The 17,507-nt window shown below is 73.6% G+C and carries 21 protein-coding genes, 1 tRNA gene and 1 pseudogene; 12 read left to right on the forward strand and 11 right to left on the reverse strand.

Annotated features, from left to right (window positions below; genetic code table 11):
• Nucleotides 1-17: 17 nt before the first annotated feature.
• The 6 genes from rox (at nucleotide 18) to O7604_RS05925 (ending at nucleotide 4,862) form a co-directional block, all read left to right on the forward strand.
• On the forward strand, nucleotides 18-1,445 hold the full coding sequence (rox, locus tag O7604_RS05900; RefSeq protein ID WP_281579072.1) for a rifampin monooxygenase: 1,428 nt from the start codon (nucleotides 18-20) through the stop codon (nucleotides 1,443-1,445).
• Between the two features lie 250 nt (nucleotides 1,446-1,695).
• Entirely contained in the window at nucleotides 1,696-2,322 is a 627-nt protein-coding gene (locus O7604_RS05905; RefSeq protein ID WP_269702379.1) for a DUF1963 domain-containing protein, read from the forward strand.
• Between the two features lie 27 nt (nucleotides 2,323-2,349).
• Nucleotides 2,350-2,697 (forward strand): metalloregulator ArsR/SmtB family transcription factor, encoded by a 348-nt coding sequence (locus O7604_RS05910; RefSeq protein WP_332367302.1) that lies wholly within the window; start codon nucleotides 2,350-2,352, stop codon nucleotides 2,695-2,697.
• Nucleotides 2,694-3,173 carry an SRPBCC family protein gene (locus O7604_RS05915; RefSeq protein ID WP_269702382.1) on the forward strand — a complete coding sequence of 160 codons (480 nt, stop codon included), beginning with the start codon at nucleotides 2,694-2,696 and terminating at the stop codon, nucleotides 3,171-3,173. The genes O7604_RS05910 and O7604_RS05915 overlap by 4 nt, the downstream gene beginning before the upstream one ends.
• Nucleotides 3,174-3,228: 55 nt before the next feature.
• Nucleotides 3,229-4,011 (forward strand): methyltransferase domain-containing protein, encoded by a 783-nt coding sequence (locus O7604_RS05920; protein WP_269702383.1) that lies wholly within the window; start codon nucleotides 3,229-3,231, stop codon nucleotides 4,009-4,011.
• Nucleotides 4,012-4,166: 155 nt separating this feature from the next.
• Nucleotides 4,167-4,862: a proteasome protein gene (locus tag O7604_RS05925; RefSeq protein WP_269702384.1), complete on the forward strand. Its 696-nt coding sequence runs from the start codon at nucleotides 4,167-4,169 to the stop codon at nucleotides 4,860-4,862.
• Nucleotides 4,863-4,894: 32 nt separating this feature from the next.
• On the opposite strand, the gene O7604_RS05930 is transcribed toward O7604_RS05925, so the two are convergent.
• From O7604_RS05930 to O7604_RS05960, 7 genes are all read right to left on the reverse strand, one after another.
• On the reverse strand, nucleotides 4,895-5,104 hold the full coding sequence (locus O7604_RS05930; protein ID WP_281579073.1) for a hypothetical protein: 210 nt from the start codon (nucleotides 5,102-5,104) through the stop codon (nucleotides 4,895-4,897).
• A gap of 120 nt (nucleotides 5,105-5,224) precedes the next feature.
• A tRNA-Ala gene (locus O7604_RS05935) sits at nucleotides 5,225-5,298 on the reverse strand.
• 190 nt (nucleotides 5,299-5,488) lie between these two features.
• On the reverse strand, nucleotides 5,489-6,271 hold the full coding sequence (locus O7604_RS05940; RefSeq protein ID WP_269702409.1) for a hypothetical protein: 783 nt from the start codon (nucleotides 6,269-6,271) through the stop codon (nucleotides 5,489-5,491).
• Nucleotides 6,272-6,440: 169 nt separating this feature from the next.
• A complete protein-coding gene (locus tag O7604_RS05945) occupies nucleotides 6,441-7,049 on the reverse strand; it encodes a GNAT family protein (RefSeq protein WP_269702411.1) in 609 nt (202 codons plus the stop codon).
• Between the two features lie 141 nt (nucleotides 7,050-7,190).
• The gene (gene glp, locus O7604_RS05950) at nucleotides 7,191-8,504 is read right to left on the reverse strand and encodes a gephyrin-like molybdotransferase Glp (protein ID WP_135243213.1); all 1,314 of its coding nucleotides are present in this window, start codon (nucleotides 8,502-8,504) and stop codon (nucleotides 7,191-7,193) included.
• Nucleotides 8,501-9,490 carry a UTP--glucose-1-phosphate uridylyltransferase gene (locus tag O7604_RS05955; protein ID WP_269702412.1) on the reverse strand — a complete coding sequence of 330 codons (990 nt, stop codon included), beginning with the start codon at nucleotides 9,488-9,490 and terminating at the stop codon, nucleotides 8,501-8,503. Before O7604_RS05955 ends, glp begins: the two co-directional genes overlap by 4 nt.
• Nucleotides 9,491-9,499: 9 nt before the next feature.
• Complete coding sequence (locus O7604_RS05960) at nucleotides 9,500-11,689, reverse strand: diguanylate cyclase (RefSeq protein WP_281579074.1); 2,190 nt, start codon at nucleotides 11,687-11,689, stop codon at nucleotides 9,500-9,502.
• 124 nt (nucleotides 11,690-11,813) lie between these two features.
• Between O7604_RS05960 and O7604_RS05965 the strand changes: the two genes are divergently transcribed.
• Nucleotides 11,814-12,419, forward strand: coding sequence for a 5-formyltetrahydrofolate cyclo-ligase (locus O7604_RS05965; RefSeq protein ID WP_269702416.1), 606 nt, complete (start codon nucleotides 11,814-11,816; stop codon nucleotides 12,417-12,419).
• A gap of 63 nt (nucleotides 12,420-12,482) precedes the next feature.
• Nucleotides 12,483-12,623: pseudogene (locus tag O7604_RS05970) on the forward strand (FmdB family zinc ribbon protein); the annotation flags it as partial.
• Between the two features lie 14 nt (nucleotides 12,624-12,637).
• On the opposite strand, the gene O7604_RS05975 reads toward O7604_RS05970, so the two are convergent.
• Entirely contained in the window at nucleotides 12,638-12,850 is a 213-nt protein-coding gene (locus O7604_RS05975; RefSeq protein ID WP_281580039.1) for a hypothetical protein, read from the reverse strand.
• Nucleotides 12,851-13,177: 327 nt separating this feature from the next.
• Here O7604_RS05975 and O7604_RS05980 point away from each other — a divergent pair, with 327 nt between their 5' ends.
• Nucleotides 13,178-13,654 (forward strand): flagellar biosynthesis protein FlgA, encoded by a 477-nt coding sequence (locus O7604_RS05980; RefSeq protein WP_269702418.1) that lies wholly within the window; start codon nucleotides 13,178-13,180, stop codon nucleotides 13,652-13,654.
• Nucleotides 13,655-13,714: 60 nt separating this feature from the next.
• Here O7604_RS05980 and O7604_RS05985 read toward each other — a convergent pair whose 3' ends face one another.
• Nucleotides 13,715-13,891, reverse strand: coding sequence for a hypothetical protein (locus O7604_RS05985; RefSeq protein WP_269707123.1), 177 nt, complete (start codon nucleotides 13,889-13,891; stop codon nucleotides 13,715-13,717).
• A 120-nt stretch (nucleotides 13,892-14,011) separates the two neighbouring features.
• Here O7604_RS05985 and O7604_RS05990 point away from each other — a divergent pair, with 120 nt between their 5' ends.
• A complete protein-coding gene (locus O7604_RS05990; protein ID WP_269702420.1) occupies nucleotides 14,012-14,629 on the forward strand; it encodes a hypothetical protein in 618 nt (205 codons plus the stop codon).
• Between the two features lie 10 nt (nucleotides 14,630-14,639).
• On the opposite strand, the gene O7604_RS05995 is transcribed toward O7604_RS05990, so the two are convergent.
• Nucleotides 14,640-15,122, reverse strand: a complete 483-nt coding sequence (locus O7604_RS05995; protein WP_281579075.1) for a DUF2231 domain-containing protein — start codon at nucleotides 15,120-15,122, stop codon at nucleotides 14,640-14,642.
• Between the two features lie 162 nt (nucleotides 15,123-15,284).
• Between O7604_RS05995 and O7604_RS06000 the strand changes: the two genes are divergently transcribed.
• Nucleotides 15,285-15,713 (forward strand): Fur family transcriptional regulator, encoded by a 429-nt coding sequence (locus O7604_RS06000; RefSeq protein WP_030501115.1) that lies wholly within the window; start codon nucleotides 15,285-15,287, stop codon nucleotides 15,711-15,713.
• 81 nt (nucleotides 15,714-15,794) lie between these two features.
• Entirely contained in the window at nucleotides 15,795-16,646 is an 852-nt protein-coding gene (locus O7604_RS06005) for an oxygenase MpaB family protein (RefSeq protein WP_281579076.1), read from the forward strand.
• Nucleotides 16,647-16,659: 13 nt separating this feature from the next.
• On the opposite strand, the gene O7604_RS06010 is transcribed toward O7604_RS06005, so the two are convergent.
• Nucleotides 16,660-17,493, reverse strand: coding sequence for a PD-(D/E)XK nuclease family protein (locus O7604_RS06010; RefSeq protein WP_281579923.1), 834 nt, complete (start codon nucleotides 17,491-17,493; stop codon nucleotides 16,660-16,662).
• Between the last annotated feature and the right edge of the window lie 14 nt (nucleotides 17,494-17,507).

Consider the following 17,507-nt stretch of genomic DNA (forward strand, 5'->3'; position numbering starts at 1 on the left):
TCGGCACGGGGGATCGTGTGTTCGACGTGATCGTGGTCGGCGGTGGGCCGACCGGCATGATGCTGGCGAGCGAACTGCGCCTGCAGGGCGTCGGCGTCCTCGTGCTGGAGCGGGACGCCGAACCGCCGCCGTACGTGCGCTCGCTCGGGCTGCACGTCCGCAGCATCGAGGTGATGGACCAGCGCGGGCTGCTGGAACGGTTCCTGGAACACGGCGGCACGCACCCGATCCGGGGCTTCTTCGCCGGCATCGACAAGCCCGCGCCCGCCGACCTGGACACCGCCCACCCGTACGTCCTCGGCATCCCGCAGACGCTCACCGACCGGCTGCTCGCCGACCACGCCGCCGAGGTCGGCGCCGAGATCCGGCGCGGCCGTGCGGTCACCGGGCTGGAGCAGGACGACGACGGCGTGACGGTCCACCTCGACGACGCCGGCGCGCCACCGCTGCGCGCGCGGTTCGTGGTCGGCTGCGACGGCGGGCGCAGCACGGTCCGCAAGCTGCTCGGCGTCGGATTCCCCGGCGAGCCGTCGACGATCGACACGCTGCTCGGCGAGATGGAGGTGACAGCGCCGCCGGACGAGATCACCAGGATCATGACCGAGGTACGCCGCACCGAGAAGCGGTTCGGGCTCGGACCGTCCGGCAGGCCGGGCGTGTTCCGGGTGGTCGTACCGGCGACCGACGTCACGTCGGTGCCGCCGACGCTCGACGACTTCAAACGGCAACTGACCGCGTACGCGGGCACCGACTTCGGCGTGCACTCGCCCCGCTGGCTGTCGAGGTTCGGTGACGCGACCCGCCTGGCCGAGCACTACCGGGCCGGGCGGGTGTTCCTGGCCGGCGACGCCGCGCACGTCCACCCGCCGCTCGGCGGGCAGGGGCTCAACCTGGGCATCCAGGACGCGTTCAACCTGGGCTGGAAGCTGGCGGCGACGGTGAACGGCTGGGCGCCGGACGACCTGCTGGACACCTACGAGTCCGAGCGGCGCCCGGTGGCCGCCGACGTGCTGACGAACACCCGCGCGCAGATGCTGCTGACCACGAACGAGCCGGGACCGCACGCGGTGCGTGAGGTGCTGACGCAGCTCATGGACTTCGACGAGGTCAACCGATTCCTGATCGAGAAGGTCACGGCGATCGGCGTCCGGTACGACGTCGGCGAGGGGCACGCCCTGCTCGGGCGGCGGCTGCGCGACGTACCGCTGCGGGAGGGGCGCCTGTACGAGCTGATGCGTACCGGCGGCGGGTTGTTGCTCGACGGGACCGGGAAGCTGTCGGTGGACGGCTGGGCCGACCGGGTCGGGTTCGTCGCCGGTACCGGCGACGAGCTGGACGTGCCGGCGGTGTTGCTGCGGCCGGACGGGCACGTGGTGTGGACGGGCGACGACCAGCGCACGCTGGACGACGCTCTGGCCCGGTGGTTCGGCGGCGCGACGCGGTGAGCTGCGACCGATCGCCCGAGGGCGCTCAGGGTTCGGTCGTCTGGTAGCTGCGGAGCGCGGCTTCGGCGAGTCGGGTGAGGTGATCGTCGCCACCGGGCTCGTTGCCCTGCTCCTGAACGACCACCAGGGTGGAGCCGACCCGGACGAGGATGCTGTCCCATCCCAGGGTGACCGATCCAGTCGGCCGCCGGCCGCGGGCCGGCTGCCGGACGGGGCGGGGGCGCCTCCGCGCTCCCCTATGCTGCGCCGCGTGACGGTTCTGATGATCTACAGCGGTGACACGGCGCCGGATGCGCCCGGCACGCGTACCGGTGGTGTTCCGCTCGTGCCCGCGGACTTCGACTGGCCACTGTGCGGCGAGTGCGACGGGCCGATGCAGTTCCTGGCCCAGGTCCGGCTCGACGACATCGACGCGGCCGAAAACGAACTCCTGTCGGTCTTCATGTGCCAGAACGATCCGGGCCTGTGTGACGAGTGGGATGCGACAGCCGGCGGCAATCGCGCGTTCGTCTTCCCCCTGGGGGCGTTGGCTCCGTCTGCCGTGCCCTCCGGCGACACCGTCCTGGTGGCCGAGACGTCCGCCGTCACGTACGCGCCGATGCAGGACTCCGACGGTTACGACGAGGCGCGCGAGCGCTGGCGCAGTGAGTCCGGCCGACCGCTGCGAGACGTCCTGGGGCAACTCGGCGGACTGCCGGCGTGGCTCCAGTTCGACCAGACGCCCACCTGTCCCGCCTGCGCTCTGCCCATGTCGTTCGTCGTCCAGCTGGAGGAGGGCCACGATCACCGCACCGGCTTCAACTTCGGTGGCGGTGGCTGCGGGTACGGATTCCGCTGCCGACCGTGCTCGACGGCGGCGTTCCTGTGGCAACAGTGACCCGCTTTTCCGGCTTGACGAACGCCAATGGTAAGCCGTAGCTTACCGTTCGTGGCTACTTACCGAACCGAGGACGGGTGGGACGCCTTGGGCGACCCGACACGGCGGGCGATCATCGCGTGTCTCGCGGAGCGGCCGCGGGCGGTCGGCGAACTGGCCGCGGTGCTGCCGGTCAGCCGGCCGGCGGTGTCGCAGCATCTGCGGGTGCTGAAGGACGCCGGCCTCGTGACGGACCGCACCGCGGGCACGAAGCGTGTCTACCGGCTCAATCCCGCCGGCGTGGCCGCCCTACGAGATCAGCTCGACACCTACTGGAGCCGCGCGTTGGACGGCTTCAAGGACGTCGCCGAGCGCCCTGACGAGGAGGAATCATGAGTGGAACGGATGCGGTGGTACGGCGGCAGATCGTGGTCGACGCGCCGGTCGAGCGCGCCTTCGCGGTGTTCACGGAGCGGTTCGGCGACTTCAAGCCGAAGGAGCACAACCTGCTGTCGTCGCCGATCGCGGAGACGGTGTTCGAGGCGAAGGTCGGTGGGCACATCTACGACCGCGCCGAGGACGGCAGTGAGTGCGCCTGGGCGCGGATCCTCGTCTTCGAGCCGCCGGACCGGCTCGTCTTCAGCTGGGACATCAGCCCGGCATGGCAGCTCGAACAGGATCTGGACAACGCCAGCGAGGTCGAGGTCCGGTTCGTCGCCGAGACACCGCAGCGGACCCGGGTCGAGTTGGAGCACCGCAACCTGGACCGGCACGGTCCGGGCTGGGAGTCGGTTCGTGACGGCGTCGGCCACGACGAGGGCTGGCCGCTGTACCTGAACCGCTACGCCGACCTGTTCACCGAGGCGAGATAGCGCAGACCCTGCGCCGTTGCCGCAAGAGCCGACGCGGCGCAATAGGCTCCGGATCGTGCACGGATTCACCGACGTCGACCGGCAGTCAGACCCGGACTCGTGGGTCGGCGTGCTCGACCGCCTCGCCGACGAGCCCTTCTACCAGGCATATCAGCATCGGGTCCGCGAGCTGCTCCATCCGGTGCCCGGCCGGCGCTACGTCGAGGTCGGTGCGGGCACCGGGGCGAGCGCGGCCCGCCTCCGAGACGAACACGACGCCGGCGTGGTCGCCGTGGACCGCGCCGCGACCATGGCTGCCGCCATGCAGGCGCGCGGCTTGACGCAATGCGCCGTCGCCGACGCCCACCGACTGCCGTTCCTCGACGACTCCTTCGACGGCGCCTGGTCCGACCGCACCGTGCAACACCTCGCCGATCCCCGTGCCGCGATCGGGGAACTCGTCCGGGTCGTCCGGCCGGGTGGCCGCATCGTCCTCGCGGACCCCGACTACGACACGCAGGTGCTCGACATCGCCGACCAGGATCTGGCGCGACGTGTGCTGCGGTTCCGGGCGGACGTCCTCCTCCGCAACGGCACCCTGGCCCACCAGCATGCCGGCATTCTCGCCACGCTTGGCCTGACCGACGTCACCGTCGAACCCCGAACGCTGCTGGTTCGCGACCCGGCCGCCGCCGACAACGTTCTGGGCCTGCGCAGCTGGGCCGCCACAGCGGCTCAGCGCGGCGTACTCGAACCCGGCGAAGCTCGCTCGTTCGAAGACCAGTTCGACGAGGCCGTCGACGCGGGCCGGTTCACCTACGCGGTCACGTTCTTCCTCACCGCGGCCACCGTCACCTGAGGCGGACGTCGGCCACGGCAGCGACCGCCCCGAGACCTCGGACACACTGACCCGCCTTCGTGGGGCAGTGAGCGGGCCGACACCTGCCGGGGTGTAGGCGAACGGGATGCCGGGTACCTCGCGCCTTACCCCGCACCCCTGCCCAGGAGGACCATATGACCGTCGTACTCGCCGTTGTCTGCAAAGACGGGGTGGTGATCGGCGCGGACTCCCAGATCACCGAGAGCGATCGCGGTCTGAGTTTCCCCGCCCAGAAGCTGCACCCCCTGGGCGACTGCGCCGCCTGGGGCGGCAGCGGCGCGCGGGGGGTACTCAACGACCTGCGCCCCCTTCTCCAGGACTCGGCCACCGCCATCCTCGAAGCACCGGACATCGGCGACGAGTTGCAGGAGCGCGTCCTGCCCGTCTTCAAGAAGCACTACGAGAACTACATCCCGGACGTGCCCGGCGAGGGCAGCGGCGGCGGGGTGTCGGCGTACCTGCTCGCGGCCGGCTACAGCCAGGGCGGGCCGTGGATCGTGGAGATCAACCCCAACGGGCTCATCGGCCGCTACGAGGACGTGGGCTTCCACGCCATCGGCTCCGGCGCGCCCATGGCCCAGCAGGCCGGCGCGCTGCTGTCCCACTTCCGGATGACCACGCGCACCGTCGAGTACGGCGTGGTGGGCGTGGTGCGGGTGCTGGAGGCGCTGGAGCGGACCTCGCCGTCGGTCGGCGGGCCGTTCAGTGTGGCGTGCATCCGCGAGGAGGGCGCCCACCACCTCGACGAGAAGGAGATCGCCAAGGCGCTGAAGGACGCCGAGCGCTGGCGCGACCTGGAACAGAAGGCGCTCGACGGCCTGTTCGACTGACGGCGGCGTGTCGGGCGGCCGGGTTCGGAACGTCAGCGGAGCAAGGGCCGCGCGCGCCCAGGTGATAGCGCGTGCGGCCCGTCCAGGGTTGCCCTGACAACGCCCAGCGGAGTCTGCTGCTGCACGTGCTGACGGAAGACATTGCCCGCGCTGACGACCTGCAGGGCGAGGGCGTCTGCCAGAGCCGACGCAGCGGAGGCCAGGTCGACGACCGGTCCGGAGATGAGGGCCACGTTGGGCATGTGTGCTCCCCTGTTGCGCGCCGAAGAGAGCCAAGCCAGCAGTGCACGTGGTTTCGGTGGGCTGCCCCGCACGATCGAAAAAGGCCGTCTCCGACTGGCGGAAACGGCCTTTGAACTGGGTGGAGCTGAGGGGATTTGAACCCCTGACCCCCTCGATGCGAACGAGGTGCGCTACCGGTCTGCGCCACAGCCCCTCCGCCGGCGAACCGGCGTCGGTCCCACCCAGCTTTCACCGGGTGGGCCGGCGACAAGGCTAACAGGTCGCGGCCCCGCGATGCGAACCGACCCACCGCCCCCGTAGATCTTGGAAGCAAGTGGCCCCCAGAGGGGCCCAATTCCTCCAAGATCGCCACCAGGCCCACGCTCGCGAGGCAGGTGAGGGGGTCAGGCGCCTCGGCCGGACTGGTAGGGGCGCCCGCGCAGGCCACCGGCCCGCCGGTAGGACACCGAGCCGCCGCTCGCCGCCGGCGGCAGGTCGGCCGGGCGGTCCAGCCCCATCGCCGTACGCCGGACCGCCTCGCGCTGGGCGGCCAGCCGGCGCTGCGCCTCCCGCCGGGCCGCCGCGCGCCGGGCCTGCTCGCGGCGCACCTCGGCCTGGCGGGCGGCCAGCCAGGCCGCCTCGCGGGCGTCCGCGCGCCGCCGCCGACGCTCGGCCAGGGCACGCTGCCGCAGGTGTACGACGTACGCGACGAGCAGCGCGCCGGTGACCGAGACGCTGATCCAGAACCCGGGTCCGACGAGCACCACGCCGCCCAACTCGACCAGGTTGAGCAGCAGCAGTGCGGCCAGCACCCGGCGCCGCCGGTAGATCGCCGGGGTGTGCCGCCGCCGGGGCGGGTGCCGTCGGCGGGACTGGGCCGGCACCGCGGAGACCGGCCGCAGTCGCCCCGAGCGCAGACGCAGCGGTGGCGCGGAGACCGGCCGGGCGAGACCACCCGTGTCGGAGTCTTCACTGAGGGTTACTACGAGGGAGCGCGGCGGGTGCAGCGGTCGCCGCCCGGGCACGGTGCGCCGTCGACGCCGGCGCTGAAGCACCCGCGCCGTCGACTGCGCCCGCTCCGCCACCAGCCGCTCGGTGGCGTCGTACCGGCGGACCAGCGCCGGAGCGAGGGCGAGCAGACCGGCGGCGGCGAGGACGGCGAGGAGCACCGACGTGGGCACCCTCACCCCTCCCGTCACCAAAGTTCGCCGGCTAGCGCCGCCCGCCGCAACTTCTTCCGTCGGCCGTCGTTTACGGCGCACTTCGTGCGGGCGGGCAGCGCTTGCCGCAGCTTGCAGTTACTTGAGGTTACGGGCCGCCGACCCGGTTCACAGTGCGCCGCGCCGGGCGTTCGCCTCAGCGGCGGTTGTCACGTACGCGGTGCCACCGCGCCAGCAAGCCGCCCTCGGCGACGACTTCCTCGCCCGTCATCGCATATCCGATGTGGTCGCGCCACGCGCCGTCGATGTGCATGTAGCGCACGTGATAGGCCTCCTCGCGGAAGCCGAGTTTCTCCACCACCCGCCGGGACGGCGTGTTCTCCGGCCGGATGTTGACCTCGATCCGGTGCAGGCCGCCCGGCCCGAACGCGTGGTCCACGGCGAGCGCCACAGCGGTCGGGATCACGCCGCGACCGGCCACCCTGGAGTCCACCCAGTAGCCCACGTACCCGGAGCAGAACGCCCGCCGCACGATGCTGCCGATGTTGACGTGACCGACCAGCCGCTCCCGGCCGTCCTCGCGCAGGCAGACCGCGAACGGCATGCCCTCACCGGTACGCGCGGACTTGCGCTGGTCGGCGTGCACCAGGCGGAACGCAGCAGGGGAATTCGTCTCGTACCAGCCGCCGGGCACATGGGACTCCCACGGCGCCAGCCAATCCCGGTTGGCGCGCCGGATCTCCGACCAGGCGACGGCGTCCGAACGCCGGTACGGCCGCAGCACCACCGGACCGTCCACCAGCACCGCCGGCCACCCCGGCGCCCGCCGGAACCTCACCGAGCCGGCCCTTCGCTCGCGACTGCGGGGCTCGCAAGCTCACTCCTCGCGCTCACCGAGCTTGCCTTTCGCTCGCGACTGCGGGGCTCGCAAGCTCACTCCTCGCGCTCACCGGCGCCGGTCCAACAGGAGCACATCCACGGTAGACCCGGCAGCGGCCGTGGTGACCCGCTCGCCGAGCACCAGCAGGCCGTTCGCGTCGGACAGGCCGGACAGCGTGTACGGGCCCCCGGCGAGCGGCTGCACCGTGTACCCGCCGCCGCGTCGCTCGGCCACGTGCGCGGGCCGGAACTCGCGCAGCCCGACCGGGGACGAGACCGTCTCCAGCAGGTGCGCGCGGACGCTCGGCCGGAACACCGGTTCGGCGCCGGCCAGCAGCTGGATGGCCGGTCGGGCCAGCACCTCGAAGCCAATCAGCGCCGCGCCGGGCTCACCGGGAAGACACACCACCGGCACCTCCTCGGCGCCGACCGTACCGAACCCGAGAGCCGTTCCGGGATAGAGGGCCACCTCGGTGAAGGTGACCGGCCCGGCCCGGCCGCCGTCGCGCCGCGACAGGATGCGGCGGACCATGTCACCGGGGCCGGTGCCGGTGCCGCCGGTGGTGATGATCAGGTCGGCGCGCAGCGTCTGGTCCTCCAGCAGGCCGCGCAGCGCCTCCGGGTCGTCGTCGCAGATCCCCACCCGGTACGCGAGCGCGCCCGCCTCCGCGGCTGCCGCGGTCAGCGCGTGCGAGTTGGTGTCCACCACCTGGCCTGGCTGGCTGCCCCGGCCCACGTCCACCAGCTCGTCGCCGGTCGCCACGATCACCACGCGCGGGCTGGGCCGCACCACCACGTGCCCGATGCCGGTGGCGGCGAATACCGCTACCAGGGCCGGGGAGACGTACGCGCCGGCGCGGGCGAGCAGCGTGCCGGCGACCAGTTCCTCCCCGGCGCGGCGCAGGCCGTACCCCCGTTTGGGGGCGCGGAAGATCTCGACGGCGGCCATGCCCTGGTCGGTCCACTCCACCGGGACGACCACGTCGGCGCCGATCGGCAGCGGCGCGCCGGCCGCCACCGAGAAGCAGGAGCCGGGGGTGAGCCGCACCGGCCGCCAGCTGGCAGCGCCCAGGTCACCGACCACGTTGAGCCGGATGCTGCGGCCACCGGGCATACCGGAGGGGGCCGGGACGTAGCCCGGCCCCCGACTCCCACCGGAGATGTCCTCCCAGCGCGCGGCGTACCCGTCCACCGCCGCCTGGTCGAAGGCGGGGTACGAGTGCGGGGCGACCACGTCCTCGGCGAGCACGTTGCCGTACGCCTGGGTCAGGTCGAGGTCGAGTGGAGGCAGCGCGCGTAACCTGCGCAGCACACTGCCCAGGTAGTCGGCGAGCGGCGTCAACTCGTTCGCGGCCGCCTCGGCGTCGGCCGTCGCGGTCATGTATCGGCACCGCCGGACGCGTCGCGGATGCCGTTGAGGACCGCCGCGGTGACCGTCTCGTCGCCCTTGTTGACGAACTCGGCCAGCCACTTGCGGAACTCGGCGCCCAGGTCCTCCCGCTCGGCGGCGATCTGCACCACGGTCTGGAGGTAGCCGAGCGGCATGCCGGTGTCGTACCGGGTGCCCCGGTAGACGATGGCGTGCACCGGCACCCCCTCGGTACGCAGCAGCTCCATCGCGTCGGTCAGCTGGATCTCACCGCCGCTGCCCGGCTCGGTACGCCGGATCGCGTCGAAGATCTTCCCGGGGAGCACGTACCGGCCGAGGACGGCGAGGTTGCTGGGGGCGTCGGCCGGGCTGGGCTTCTCCACCATGCCGGTGACCTTGACGACCTCGGCGATGTCGGAGTATTCCGACTCGGCCGGCTCGACCGACGCGATGCCGTACCGGCTGGTCTCGGCCGGGTCGACCTCGAAGAACGCGAGCACCACGCCGCCGGTGCGGGCCTGGAGTTCCAGCATGGCCGGCAGCAGCGGCTCGGACGGCTTGACGAACTCGTCGCCGAGCAGCACCGCGAAGGGCGCGTCGCCGACGTGCGACTCGGCGTACCCGACGGCGTGCCCGAGGCCGAGCTGTTCCGGCTGGCGGACCGTGTAGATCGCTGCCAGTTCCTCGGTGCGCTTGACCTCGGCCAGCAGCTCGGGCTTCTTGGCGAGCCGTTCCTCCAGGTCGGGCCGGCGGTCGAAGTGGTCCACCATCGAGGTCTTGCCGCGACCGGTGATCAGCAGGATGTCGTCGATGCCGGCCTGGGCGGCCTCCTCGACGATGTACTGCAGCACCGGCCGGTCGACGACCGGCAGCAGTTCCTTCGGAACCGCCTTGGTGGCCGGCAGGAACCGGGTGGCCAGGCCGGCGGCCGGGATCACGGCCTTGACCGCGCGGGAGCGACCGTGGGCCGCTGAGGGGTTCGCTGAGTGCTCCGACATGTCGCGAGACTATCGGCCACGGCTCTGCCGCGGCGGGTGAGGACCGGAAGACGCGCCGCCCTGGACGATGCCCGCCGGGTCCGCCGCGCCGGCCCGGGGCAGCCCGTCCGGCGGGCTGAGACCGGCCGCCACCACCGGGATCTCCTGGGTGGGCACCGGATCGGGCGCCGGCGCGAGCCGGTAGCCGTCGCGTCCGGCGGCCTTCGCCGCGTACAACGCGTCGTCGGCGGCGTCGAGCACCTGCTGGCCGTCGGCGGCGTGGTCCGGGTAGACGGCGATGCCGATGGAGACGGTCACCGGCACCCGCACCGGATCGTCGCCGCTCCCCTCCACCGTGACCGGCTGGTCGCGTACCACCGCGCCGAGCCGCTCGGCGACGATCGTGGCGCCCCGGGCGTCGGTCTCCGGCAGCAGCACCACGAACTCCTCGCCGCCCTGCCGGAACGCCAGGTCCACCTCACGGATCACGCCGCGTACCCGGCGGGCGAACTCGACCAGCACGGCGTCCCCGGCCGCGTGCCCCCAGGTGTCGTTGACGTTCTTGAACCGGTCCAGGTCGAGCGCGAGCACGCTGAGCATCCGGCCGAACCGGTTCGCCCGTTCCACCTCCCGGCGGATCGACTCGCGCAGGTAGCGGTAGTTCCACAACCCGGTCAGCGGGTCGGTGAGGGAGAGCCGTTGCGCCTCCTCGTGCACCCGGACGTTCTCCACGGCGACCGCGGCGTGCCCGGCGAACGTCCGTAGCGTCACCACGTCGTCGTCGTGGAACTCGTGCCCGCCGAGCCGGTCGTAGAGGACCAGCACGCCGAGCGCCGCGCAGGCCGAGCCGGGCGGGTCGCCGTCGGCGGGCGGGTGGCCGGGCCGGTCCGGGCCGCGCGGCTCGGTGCCGCCGGGGGTGGCGAACGGCACCGCCACGTACGTCTCGCAGGACGGCTCCCCGGTCGGTACGTCCGGCGGCGTCCACCGTCCGCGCCGCGGCTCGCCGGTGGCGGCGACCGTGCCGAGCACCCCGGCGCCGACCGGCACCCGCAGCGTCGCCGGATCGGCCGGATCACCGGTCGGCCGGCGTCCGGCCATGCCTTCCACGCACCGGCCGACGAGGACGCCGTCGCCGTCGACGAGCAGCACCGCGCCGGCCCGCGCACCGGTGGCGGCGATCGCGCTGTCCAGGATCACCCGCAGGATGCGTTGCAGGTCGTGCGTGCTGGCGAGCGTGTCGCCGAGCACGGCGAGGTGATTGCGGAGCTGGTCCCGGCTGCTGGTCAGCGCCGACACGTAGCTGCCGGTCTCCCGGGTCATCCGGTTGAACGCGCTGGCGAGCCGCCCGATCTCGTCGCGGCTGCGCACCGGCACCCGGGCGCTCAGGTCGCCGCGCGCCACCCGGTCCACCGCGCCGGCCAGCTCACCGAGCGGCCGGGTGGTCACCCGGGCCAGCCGCCAGGCCGCGAGCACTGCCAGCAGGGCGGCGAGCGCGACCGCGGCGATCAGTGCCCCGTACAGGCCGGGCGCACGTTCCCCCGGCACCGACAGCACCAGCGGCAGCGGCTGACCGGGAGACGGACCGACGCGCCGCACGTACCGGCCGTCGCCGGTGCCTGTCACCCGGTTCCCGTCCGCCTTGCCGGCGGCGGCCAGCACCGCTGCGCGTACCCCCTGCTCCTCGGTCGTGTGGGTGATGCCGCCGGGGTTGTCGAGGAGGGTGACCCCGACGCCCGTCACGGCGGCGAGCCGCGCCACGAAGGCCCGGTCGACGGGCTGGGCGGCGGCGACCGCGCCCAGGTCGGTGCCGGCCGGGTCGCGGAGCCCGACCTGGGCGGAGAGCGCCCCGACTCCGCTGGCGGGCGTGCCGGCGCAGTCCTGCCAGCGCCCGGCCGGCCCGCCGGCCGTGGCGTAGGTGGTGCGGCCGGCGGCGTCGGCCATCCGCACGGCGGCGGCCAGGCCCCGGGCGACCACCTGGTCGGCCGCACGCGACCGGACGGCCGGGTCGCCCACCAGGGCGACCGCGTCGGCCGCCGCGCGGAGTTGCTGGCAGAGCGCGTCGATCGAGGTACGGACGCCGGCCGCGGCCAGGCCCAGCCGTTCGGTGGCGCGGCTGTGGTCGACGGCGCTGAGCGTGGCCCCGACGAAGAACGCGCCGAGCAGGACGGGGCCGAGGACCACCGCGAGGAAAGCCGCCGTCAACCGCCCGCGTAGCGTCAATCTTCCCCCCGGAAGTTCCGCTCCCTTGGTGCGATGCTGACACAGAGCGACCATTAGGCAAGCGTTGCGTCAGGAGTGTTGCGTGCCGGAATTTTCGGATGAAGCGCACGATGCGAAGCGGGAGATGCGCATCGCGCTACTCGCCGCGCGCCGGTCGCTATCCGCGGCCGACCGCGCGGTCGCGGCGGCCGCCGTCCAGGCCGAGCTGGTGACCCTGGTACGACGGCTGCGACCGGCCCGGATGAGCGCGTACGTCCCGGTCGCGTCCGAGCCCGGCGGGGACGACCTGCCGGACGTGCTGCGCGCCGCGCTGCCGCCCGACGCCGAGTTGCTGCTGCCGGTGCTCCGCGACGACCTGGACCTCGACTGGGCCCCCTACACCGGCCCGGAGTCGCTGCGCGCCGCCGGCCGAGGGCTGCGCGAGCCGACCGCCCCGCCCCGGGGGCGTTCCGCCGTGGCCGGAGCCGGCCTGGTCGTGGTGCCGGCGGTGGCGGTGGACCGCCGGGGCATCCGGCTGGGCCGGGGCGGCGGCTCGTACGACCGCGCGCTGGCCCGGGTGCCCGCGACAGTGCCGACCGTGGCGCTGCTGCACGACGGCGAGCTGGTGGAGGCGGTGCCCGCCCTGCCGCACGACCGCCCGGTGCACTGCGTGATCACCCCGGCGGAGGGGCTGGTGGCGGTCCCGGGTGTGGGCCCGGGCGCTTCCGCTGGACGAACCCGGGGGTCATGACGCACCATTGGCACTCGAAGACCAGGAGTGCCAACAGGCCGTGCCGAAGATCCGGAGGAGAACGTGCCCACGTACCAGTACGCCTGCACCGCGTGCGGCCACCAGCTCGAGGCGGTGCAGTCCTTCTCGGACGAGCCGCTGACCGAGTGCCCGGCGTGTGAGGGGCGGCTGCGCAAGCTCTTCAACTCGGTAGGCATCGTGTTCAAGGGCTCCGGCTTCTACCGCACGGACTCCCGTACGTCCGGCTCCGACAACGGTGCCTCGACCACGAGCAAGCCGGCCAAGTCCGAGTCGTCGTCCTCGTCGTCGGACTCCTCCTCGTCGTCGTCCTCGTCGTCCGGTTCGTCCTCGTCGTCTTCGTCGTCCGGTTCGGGATCGACGGCGAGCAAGGCACCGGCGGCGTCCAGCTCGTCCTGACCCCCCTTTCGCACGCGACAACAGGTGGCCGTCCCCGTTCGGGGGCGGCCACGTCTTTGCGGGTTGCCGTTTGCCACTCGCAGGTGGCCGGGTGGTTGTTGCCGGGTGATCCGCTCGTCGCCGCTTGCCTGGCGGATCCGCCGTTCTCCGCCGTCGTCAGCAGGCCGCGCGAGGGCTCACCGTCGGCCACTTGATCGGCGCGTGGGTCCGGGCTTCGGTCGGCAGGCTGACGTTGTCCACAGGGCGGCGGGTTATCCACAGGGGCGGGCGACGGGGCGGCGCGCGCCGGAAGGCCGGGCCTAGCCTGCGGTCGGACGGTAGGTCGGCGGCGGGAGGCAGCGGTGACGGATGACGAGGGGACGTTGCGTCCGGTCCGCTGGCGCGGCCTGCCGCGGCGCCGGACGCTGCTGCGGGTGACACTCGTCGCGGTGCTGCTGGGGTTGGCCGCGGCGGTGCTCCAGACGCCGCCGTCCTGCCCGCCGCCCGGCTCGTCCCCGGCCGCCTCGGCGGCGGCGTCACCGTCCGGCGGCATCCCTGCCCTGCCGGCCGGCGCGGTGGGCGTCCCGATCCGGCTGGCCGAGCCGGCGGCCCTCGCGGTGCTGCGCCCGGGTGCCCGGGTCGACCTGCTCGTCGTGCCCGCCGGCGGTACGCCCGACCCCACGCTGCTGGCTCCCCGCGCGCTGGTGCTCGACGTGGTCGGCGCCACCGGAGCTGTCGACGGCTCCTCGGCGCTCTACCTGGCGCTGCCGCCGGAGCAGGCCCGGCGGGCGGTCGGGTTGCCGGAGGGCAGCCGCTTCGCCGTGGTGGTACGCGGCTGACGCGAGGCCGCGGTCAAGGGCCGCCGCCCGGCGCGAAAGCCCGGCGCGGGCCGAAGACGATCAGCTCCAGTGCGGCGGGCGCTCGGCGAGCAGCCAGTCGTCGTTGCCGCCGGGGCGCTCGCCCCAGCCGCGATCGGTGTCGTCGCTGGTCTGCTCGGGCAGCACCACGAAGTCTTCGCTGAGGTCGACCACGCGGTCGTCGTCGCCGCGCGGTGTCCGGATGACGGGGTCGGTCACGATCAGCAACGATACCGCCGAACCGGCCGCCGGCTCGATCCCGGAAGCGTGGCGGGCCGGGCGGCGGTGATCGACGCGTCGGGCGGCCGACCGGCCGGGGCGTTGGTAGCGTCGGACGGCGTGACGACGCCGAGCGGTGGCAGCCGCGACGACGAGACCTGGCGACGCCCGGAGGGCCATGATCCGGACCGCACCGACGATCCGACAGTGACCGCCGGGCAGCCCGAGCCGCGCACCACCGCCGCAGACCGGGCCGTCGCCGGCGGGATCGACACCGCCGGAGCCGCCACCGGAGCCGCTGGAGCCACCGGAGCAGCCGACACGCCGGAAGCCGCCGGGGCGGCGGACACGCCGGAAGCCGCCGAGGCGGCGGAGACGCCGGAAGCGGCCGGGAACGCCAGCCCGTGGTCACGCGAAGCGGCCACCGAGAGTCCGTGGGCGCGTCCGGAGGCGGCAGGCGGCTGGACGGTGGCCGGCGGCGCGTGGCCGGGCTCGCCCGGCGGTGGCCCGCCGCCCTCGGGTTACGCGGGACCGCCGCCGAGCACGCCTCCGCCGCCCGGCTGGCGGCCACCGGTACACGTGCAGCCGTCACCGCCGCGCCGGCTCCCGCCGCAGGACATGGCCGCGATGGACCAGGCGGAGCAGCGCGCCCAGCGGCTCACCTACGGCATCGGAGCGGCCGTGGCGGTGGTGCTGGTGCTGCTCACCTGCCTGCTCTGCTCGCGGGTGCTGTTCTGACCCGCAGCGGTCAGACCACGCCGTCCCAGACCACCTTGGCGCCGCTGTCCCCGGTCAGGTAGACGTACACGAGCGCGAAGACCGCGAGCACCGCCACCACGACGGTGAGCACCACCGGGAGCCAGCGGGGCAGGTTCCGGCCCGCGACGAAGCGGCTCGTCGACAGCACCAGCAGCAGCGCCGCGACGCCGAGCCCGAGCGCGTACCAGAACAGCGTGTCGCCGTACGACGCGTGCTCGTGGATCTGCTGGAGCCGGTCCGGCGGGTAGCCCTTCGCGCGCAGGACCCCCTCGAGTTCCTCACCGGACTCGGTCGCCACCCAGGCGAGGATCGGAGTGATCACGGCGAGCGCCGCGACCGCCCAGTCGAGGCGGGGCCGCCAGCGGGGCAGCACCCCGTACGCGACGGCGAACAGTGCCAGCAGCGGCACCAGCACCACCACCGCGTGGATGACGAGCACATGGACCGGCAGACCGTTGATTTCCCTGAACACCGACACCTCCGGCGAGTGCGTGGTTTGGCGCGCTCAGCGTACGGCGTGACGCCGCCTACCTCCGATACACGCGATTGCGGCGGCGCCGGTTCACCTGTGGCCCCGGCCACGGGTGAACAACGCTCGCTTGTCGGCCCGCCTGCCCCGTGCTGTCATGGATCCATGTCCACGGGTGAGGAGTTGCTCCGGTCGAGGGGCCTACGGGTCACCCGGCCGCGTCTCGCCGTGCTGGACGTGCTCTCCGCCGGCGGTCACCTGGAGGTCGACGAGATCACCCGGCGGGTCCGCCAGCGGATCGACTCGGTCTCCACCCAGGCCGTCTACGACGTGCTCGGCGCCCTGTCGCGGGCCGGGCTGTCCCGCCGGATCGAACCGGCCGGCAGTCCGGCGCGGTACGAGGCCCGGGTCGGCGACAACCACCACCACGTGGTGTGCCGGGGCTGCGGCGAGATCGCCGACGTGGACTGCGCGGTCGGCAGCGCCCCCTGCCTGGACCCGAACGTGGCGCACGGCTTCGAGCTGGACGAGGCGGAAGTGACCTTCTGGGGCCTCTGCCCGGCCTGTCAGTCCCGCCGCTCCGCCGACGACTGACCGCCGCACCGAGGACGGCCGCACCCACGACTGATCGCCTCACCGAGGACGCCCGGCGACGGCGCGTGGCACTCTTGATCGGTGGACACCGAAGATCTCGGCCTCTTCGGTCCGGGATCGGTCACGTGGAAGGTGCACGAGGAACCGATCCTGATCGTCGCCGGCCTGCGCTCGCTCTACCTCCAGGCGCTGCATCCCCGCGCGATGGCCGGCGTCGCACAGAACAGCAACTACCGCACCGACGCCTGGGGCCGGCTGGTCCGCACGGCGAACTACGTGGGCACGACGATCTACGGCACCAGGGCCGAGGCGGAGGCGGCCGGGCGGCGGCTGCGGACGCGGCATGCCCGGATGCGCGCCACCGACCCGGTCACCGGTGAGGAGTTCCGCATCGACGAGCCGGAGCTGCTGCGCTGGGTGCACGTCACCGAGGTCGAGTCGTTCGTGAGCACCGCCCGGCGGGCCGGGCTGGCGCTCACCGACGACGAGGTGGACGGCTACTACTCCGAGCAGCGCCGGTCAGCGGCCCTGGTCGGGCTGGACCCGGACGACGTACCGGGCACCGCCGCCGAGGTGGCGGACTACTACCGGGACGTGCGCCCGCAGTTGCGGATGACCCGCGAGGCGGCCGAGACCGCGGTGTTCCTGACCGCGCCGCCGATCCCGTGGAAGCTCAGCATGCCGGCGCGGGTCGGACTGAACCTGGGGCCACCGCGCTGGGCGTACTTCGGGATCGCCGCCACCGCGCTGGGGATGCTGCCGCCCTGGGCGTTGCGGCTCTACGGCGGGCTGGGCCTGCCCACCACCGCCCTGTCGGCGGACCTGAGCGCGCGGGCGCTGCGACTGGCGCTGGCCGCGGTGCCCCGGCGCTACCGGGAGGGCCCGCTGCAGCAGGCCGCCAAGGAACGCGCCGCCCGCCTGGCCGCGGCCTGACGGCGACCCGCGTTCACTCCGGGTCGGTGAACCGCTCGACGGCCGACCAGGGCTCCTTGCCGGGGGTCTGCGCGCCGGTCGGGCACGTACGCCGGTAGTCGCACCAGCCGCAGCGCGGACCCGGCTCGGTGGGGAACGCCGTGTCGGGGTCGGTGCCGTCGGCCACCGCGCGCTCGGCGGCCATGATGTCGCGTGCGGTGTCCTCGGCGCGGGTGAGCTGCCGGTGCAGGGACTCCGGAGTGTGCTCGTGGGCGGCGACGGTGCCGGTGGGCAGGTGGTGCAGCTCGACCCGGCGGCACGGCTTGCGGAACACCCGTTCGGCCGCGTACGCGTAGAGCGCGAGCGCCTGCGAGCCGCGCGCGTCGTCGGCGTCGAGCCCGGTGCGGCCGGTCTTGTAGTCGACGATGACCAGCTCGGGCCGCCCGTCCGGGCCGGGACGCGAGTCGATCCGGTCGGTGCGGCCGTTGAAGGCGAGCACCGCGGTCTTCACCGCGACGACCCGTTCCACGCCGACCGGCTCGTCGGCCGGGTCCAGGCCCGCCACGTAGCTCTCGAGCCAGGTCAGGGCCCGCCGGAAGGCGTCGCGCTCCTGCTCGTCGTCGCGGTAGCCCTCGCGGACCCAGGTGCCCTTGAGCAGCGTGCCGAGCACCTCGGGGCGGCGGCGGTCGGGGGCCAGCGCGTACCAGTTCTTCAGCGCGGTGTGGACGCTCGCGCCGAGCGAGTTGTGCGCCCACGGCGGGCCCTTGGGCGGCGCGGGGCGGTCGACGTAGGCGTAGCGGTAGCGGCGGGGGCAGTCCGCGTACGCGCCGAGCTTGCTCGGTGTGCAGACGAACAGACGCTCCGGCATGCCCTCGAAGCCGA

Origin of the sequence: Micromonospora sp. WMMA1947, assembly GCF_027497355.1 — a bacterium.
Lineage (GTDB): Bacteria > Actinomycetota > Actinomycetes > Mycobacteriales > Micromonosporaceae > Micromonospora.

What these genes read in the sequence shown, in the direction of transcription:
- O7604_RS06010 (WP_281579923.1), bottom strand. Translation starts at nt 17,493, where the DNA reads ATGCCGGAGCGTCTGTTCGTCTGCACACCGAGCAAGCTCGGCGCGTAC.
- O7604_RS05955 (WP_269702412.1), bottom strand. Translation starts at nt 9,490, where the DNA reads ATGTCGGAGCACTCAGCGAACCCCTCAGCGGCCCACGGTCGCTCCCGC.
- O7604_RS05930 (WP_281579073.1), bottom strand. Translation starts at nt 5,104, where the DNA reads ATGCCCAACGTGGCCCTCATCTCCGGACCGGTCGTCGACCTGGCCTCC.
- O7604_RS05915 (WP_269702382.1), top strand. Translation starts at nt 2,694, where the DNA reads ATGAGTGGAACGGATGCGGTGGTACGGCGGCAGATCGTGGTCGACGCG.
- O7604_RS06000 (WP_030501115.1), top strand. Translation starts at nt 15,285, where the DNA reads ATGTCCACGGGTGAGGAGTTGCTCCGGTCGAGGGGCCTACGGGTCACC.
- O7604_RS05910 (WP_332367302.1), top strand. Translation starts at nt 2,350, where the DNA reads ATGGTAAGCCGTAGCTTACCGTTCGTGGCTACTTACCGAACCGAGGAC.
- O7604_RS05965 (WP_269702416.1), top strand. Translation starts at nt 11,814, where the DNA reads ATGCGCATCGCGCTACTCGCCGCGCGCCGGTCGCTATCCGCGGCCGAC.
- glp (WP_135243213.1), bottom strand. Translation starts at nt 8,504, where the DNA reads ATGACCGCGACGGCCGACGCCGAGGCGGCCGCGAACGAGTTGACGCCG.
- O7604_RS05925 (WP_269702384.1), top strand. Translation starts at nt 4,167, where the DNA reads ATGACCGTCGTACTCGCCGTTGTCTGCAAAGACGGGGTGGTGATCGGC.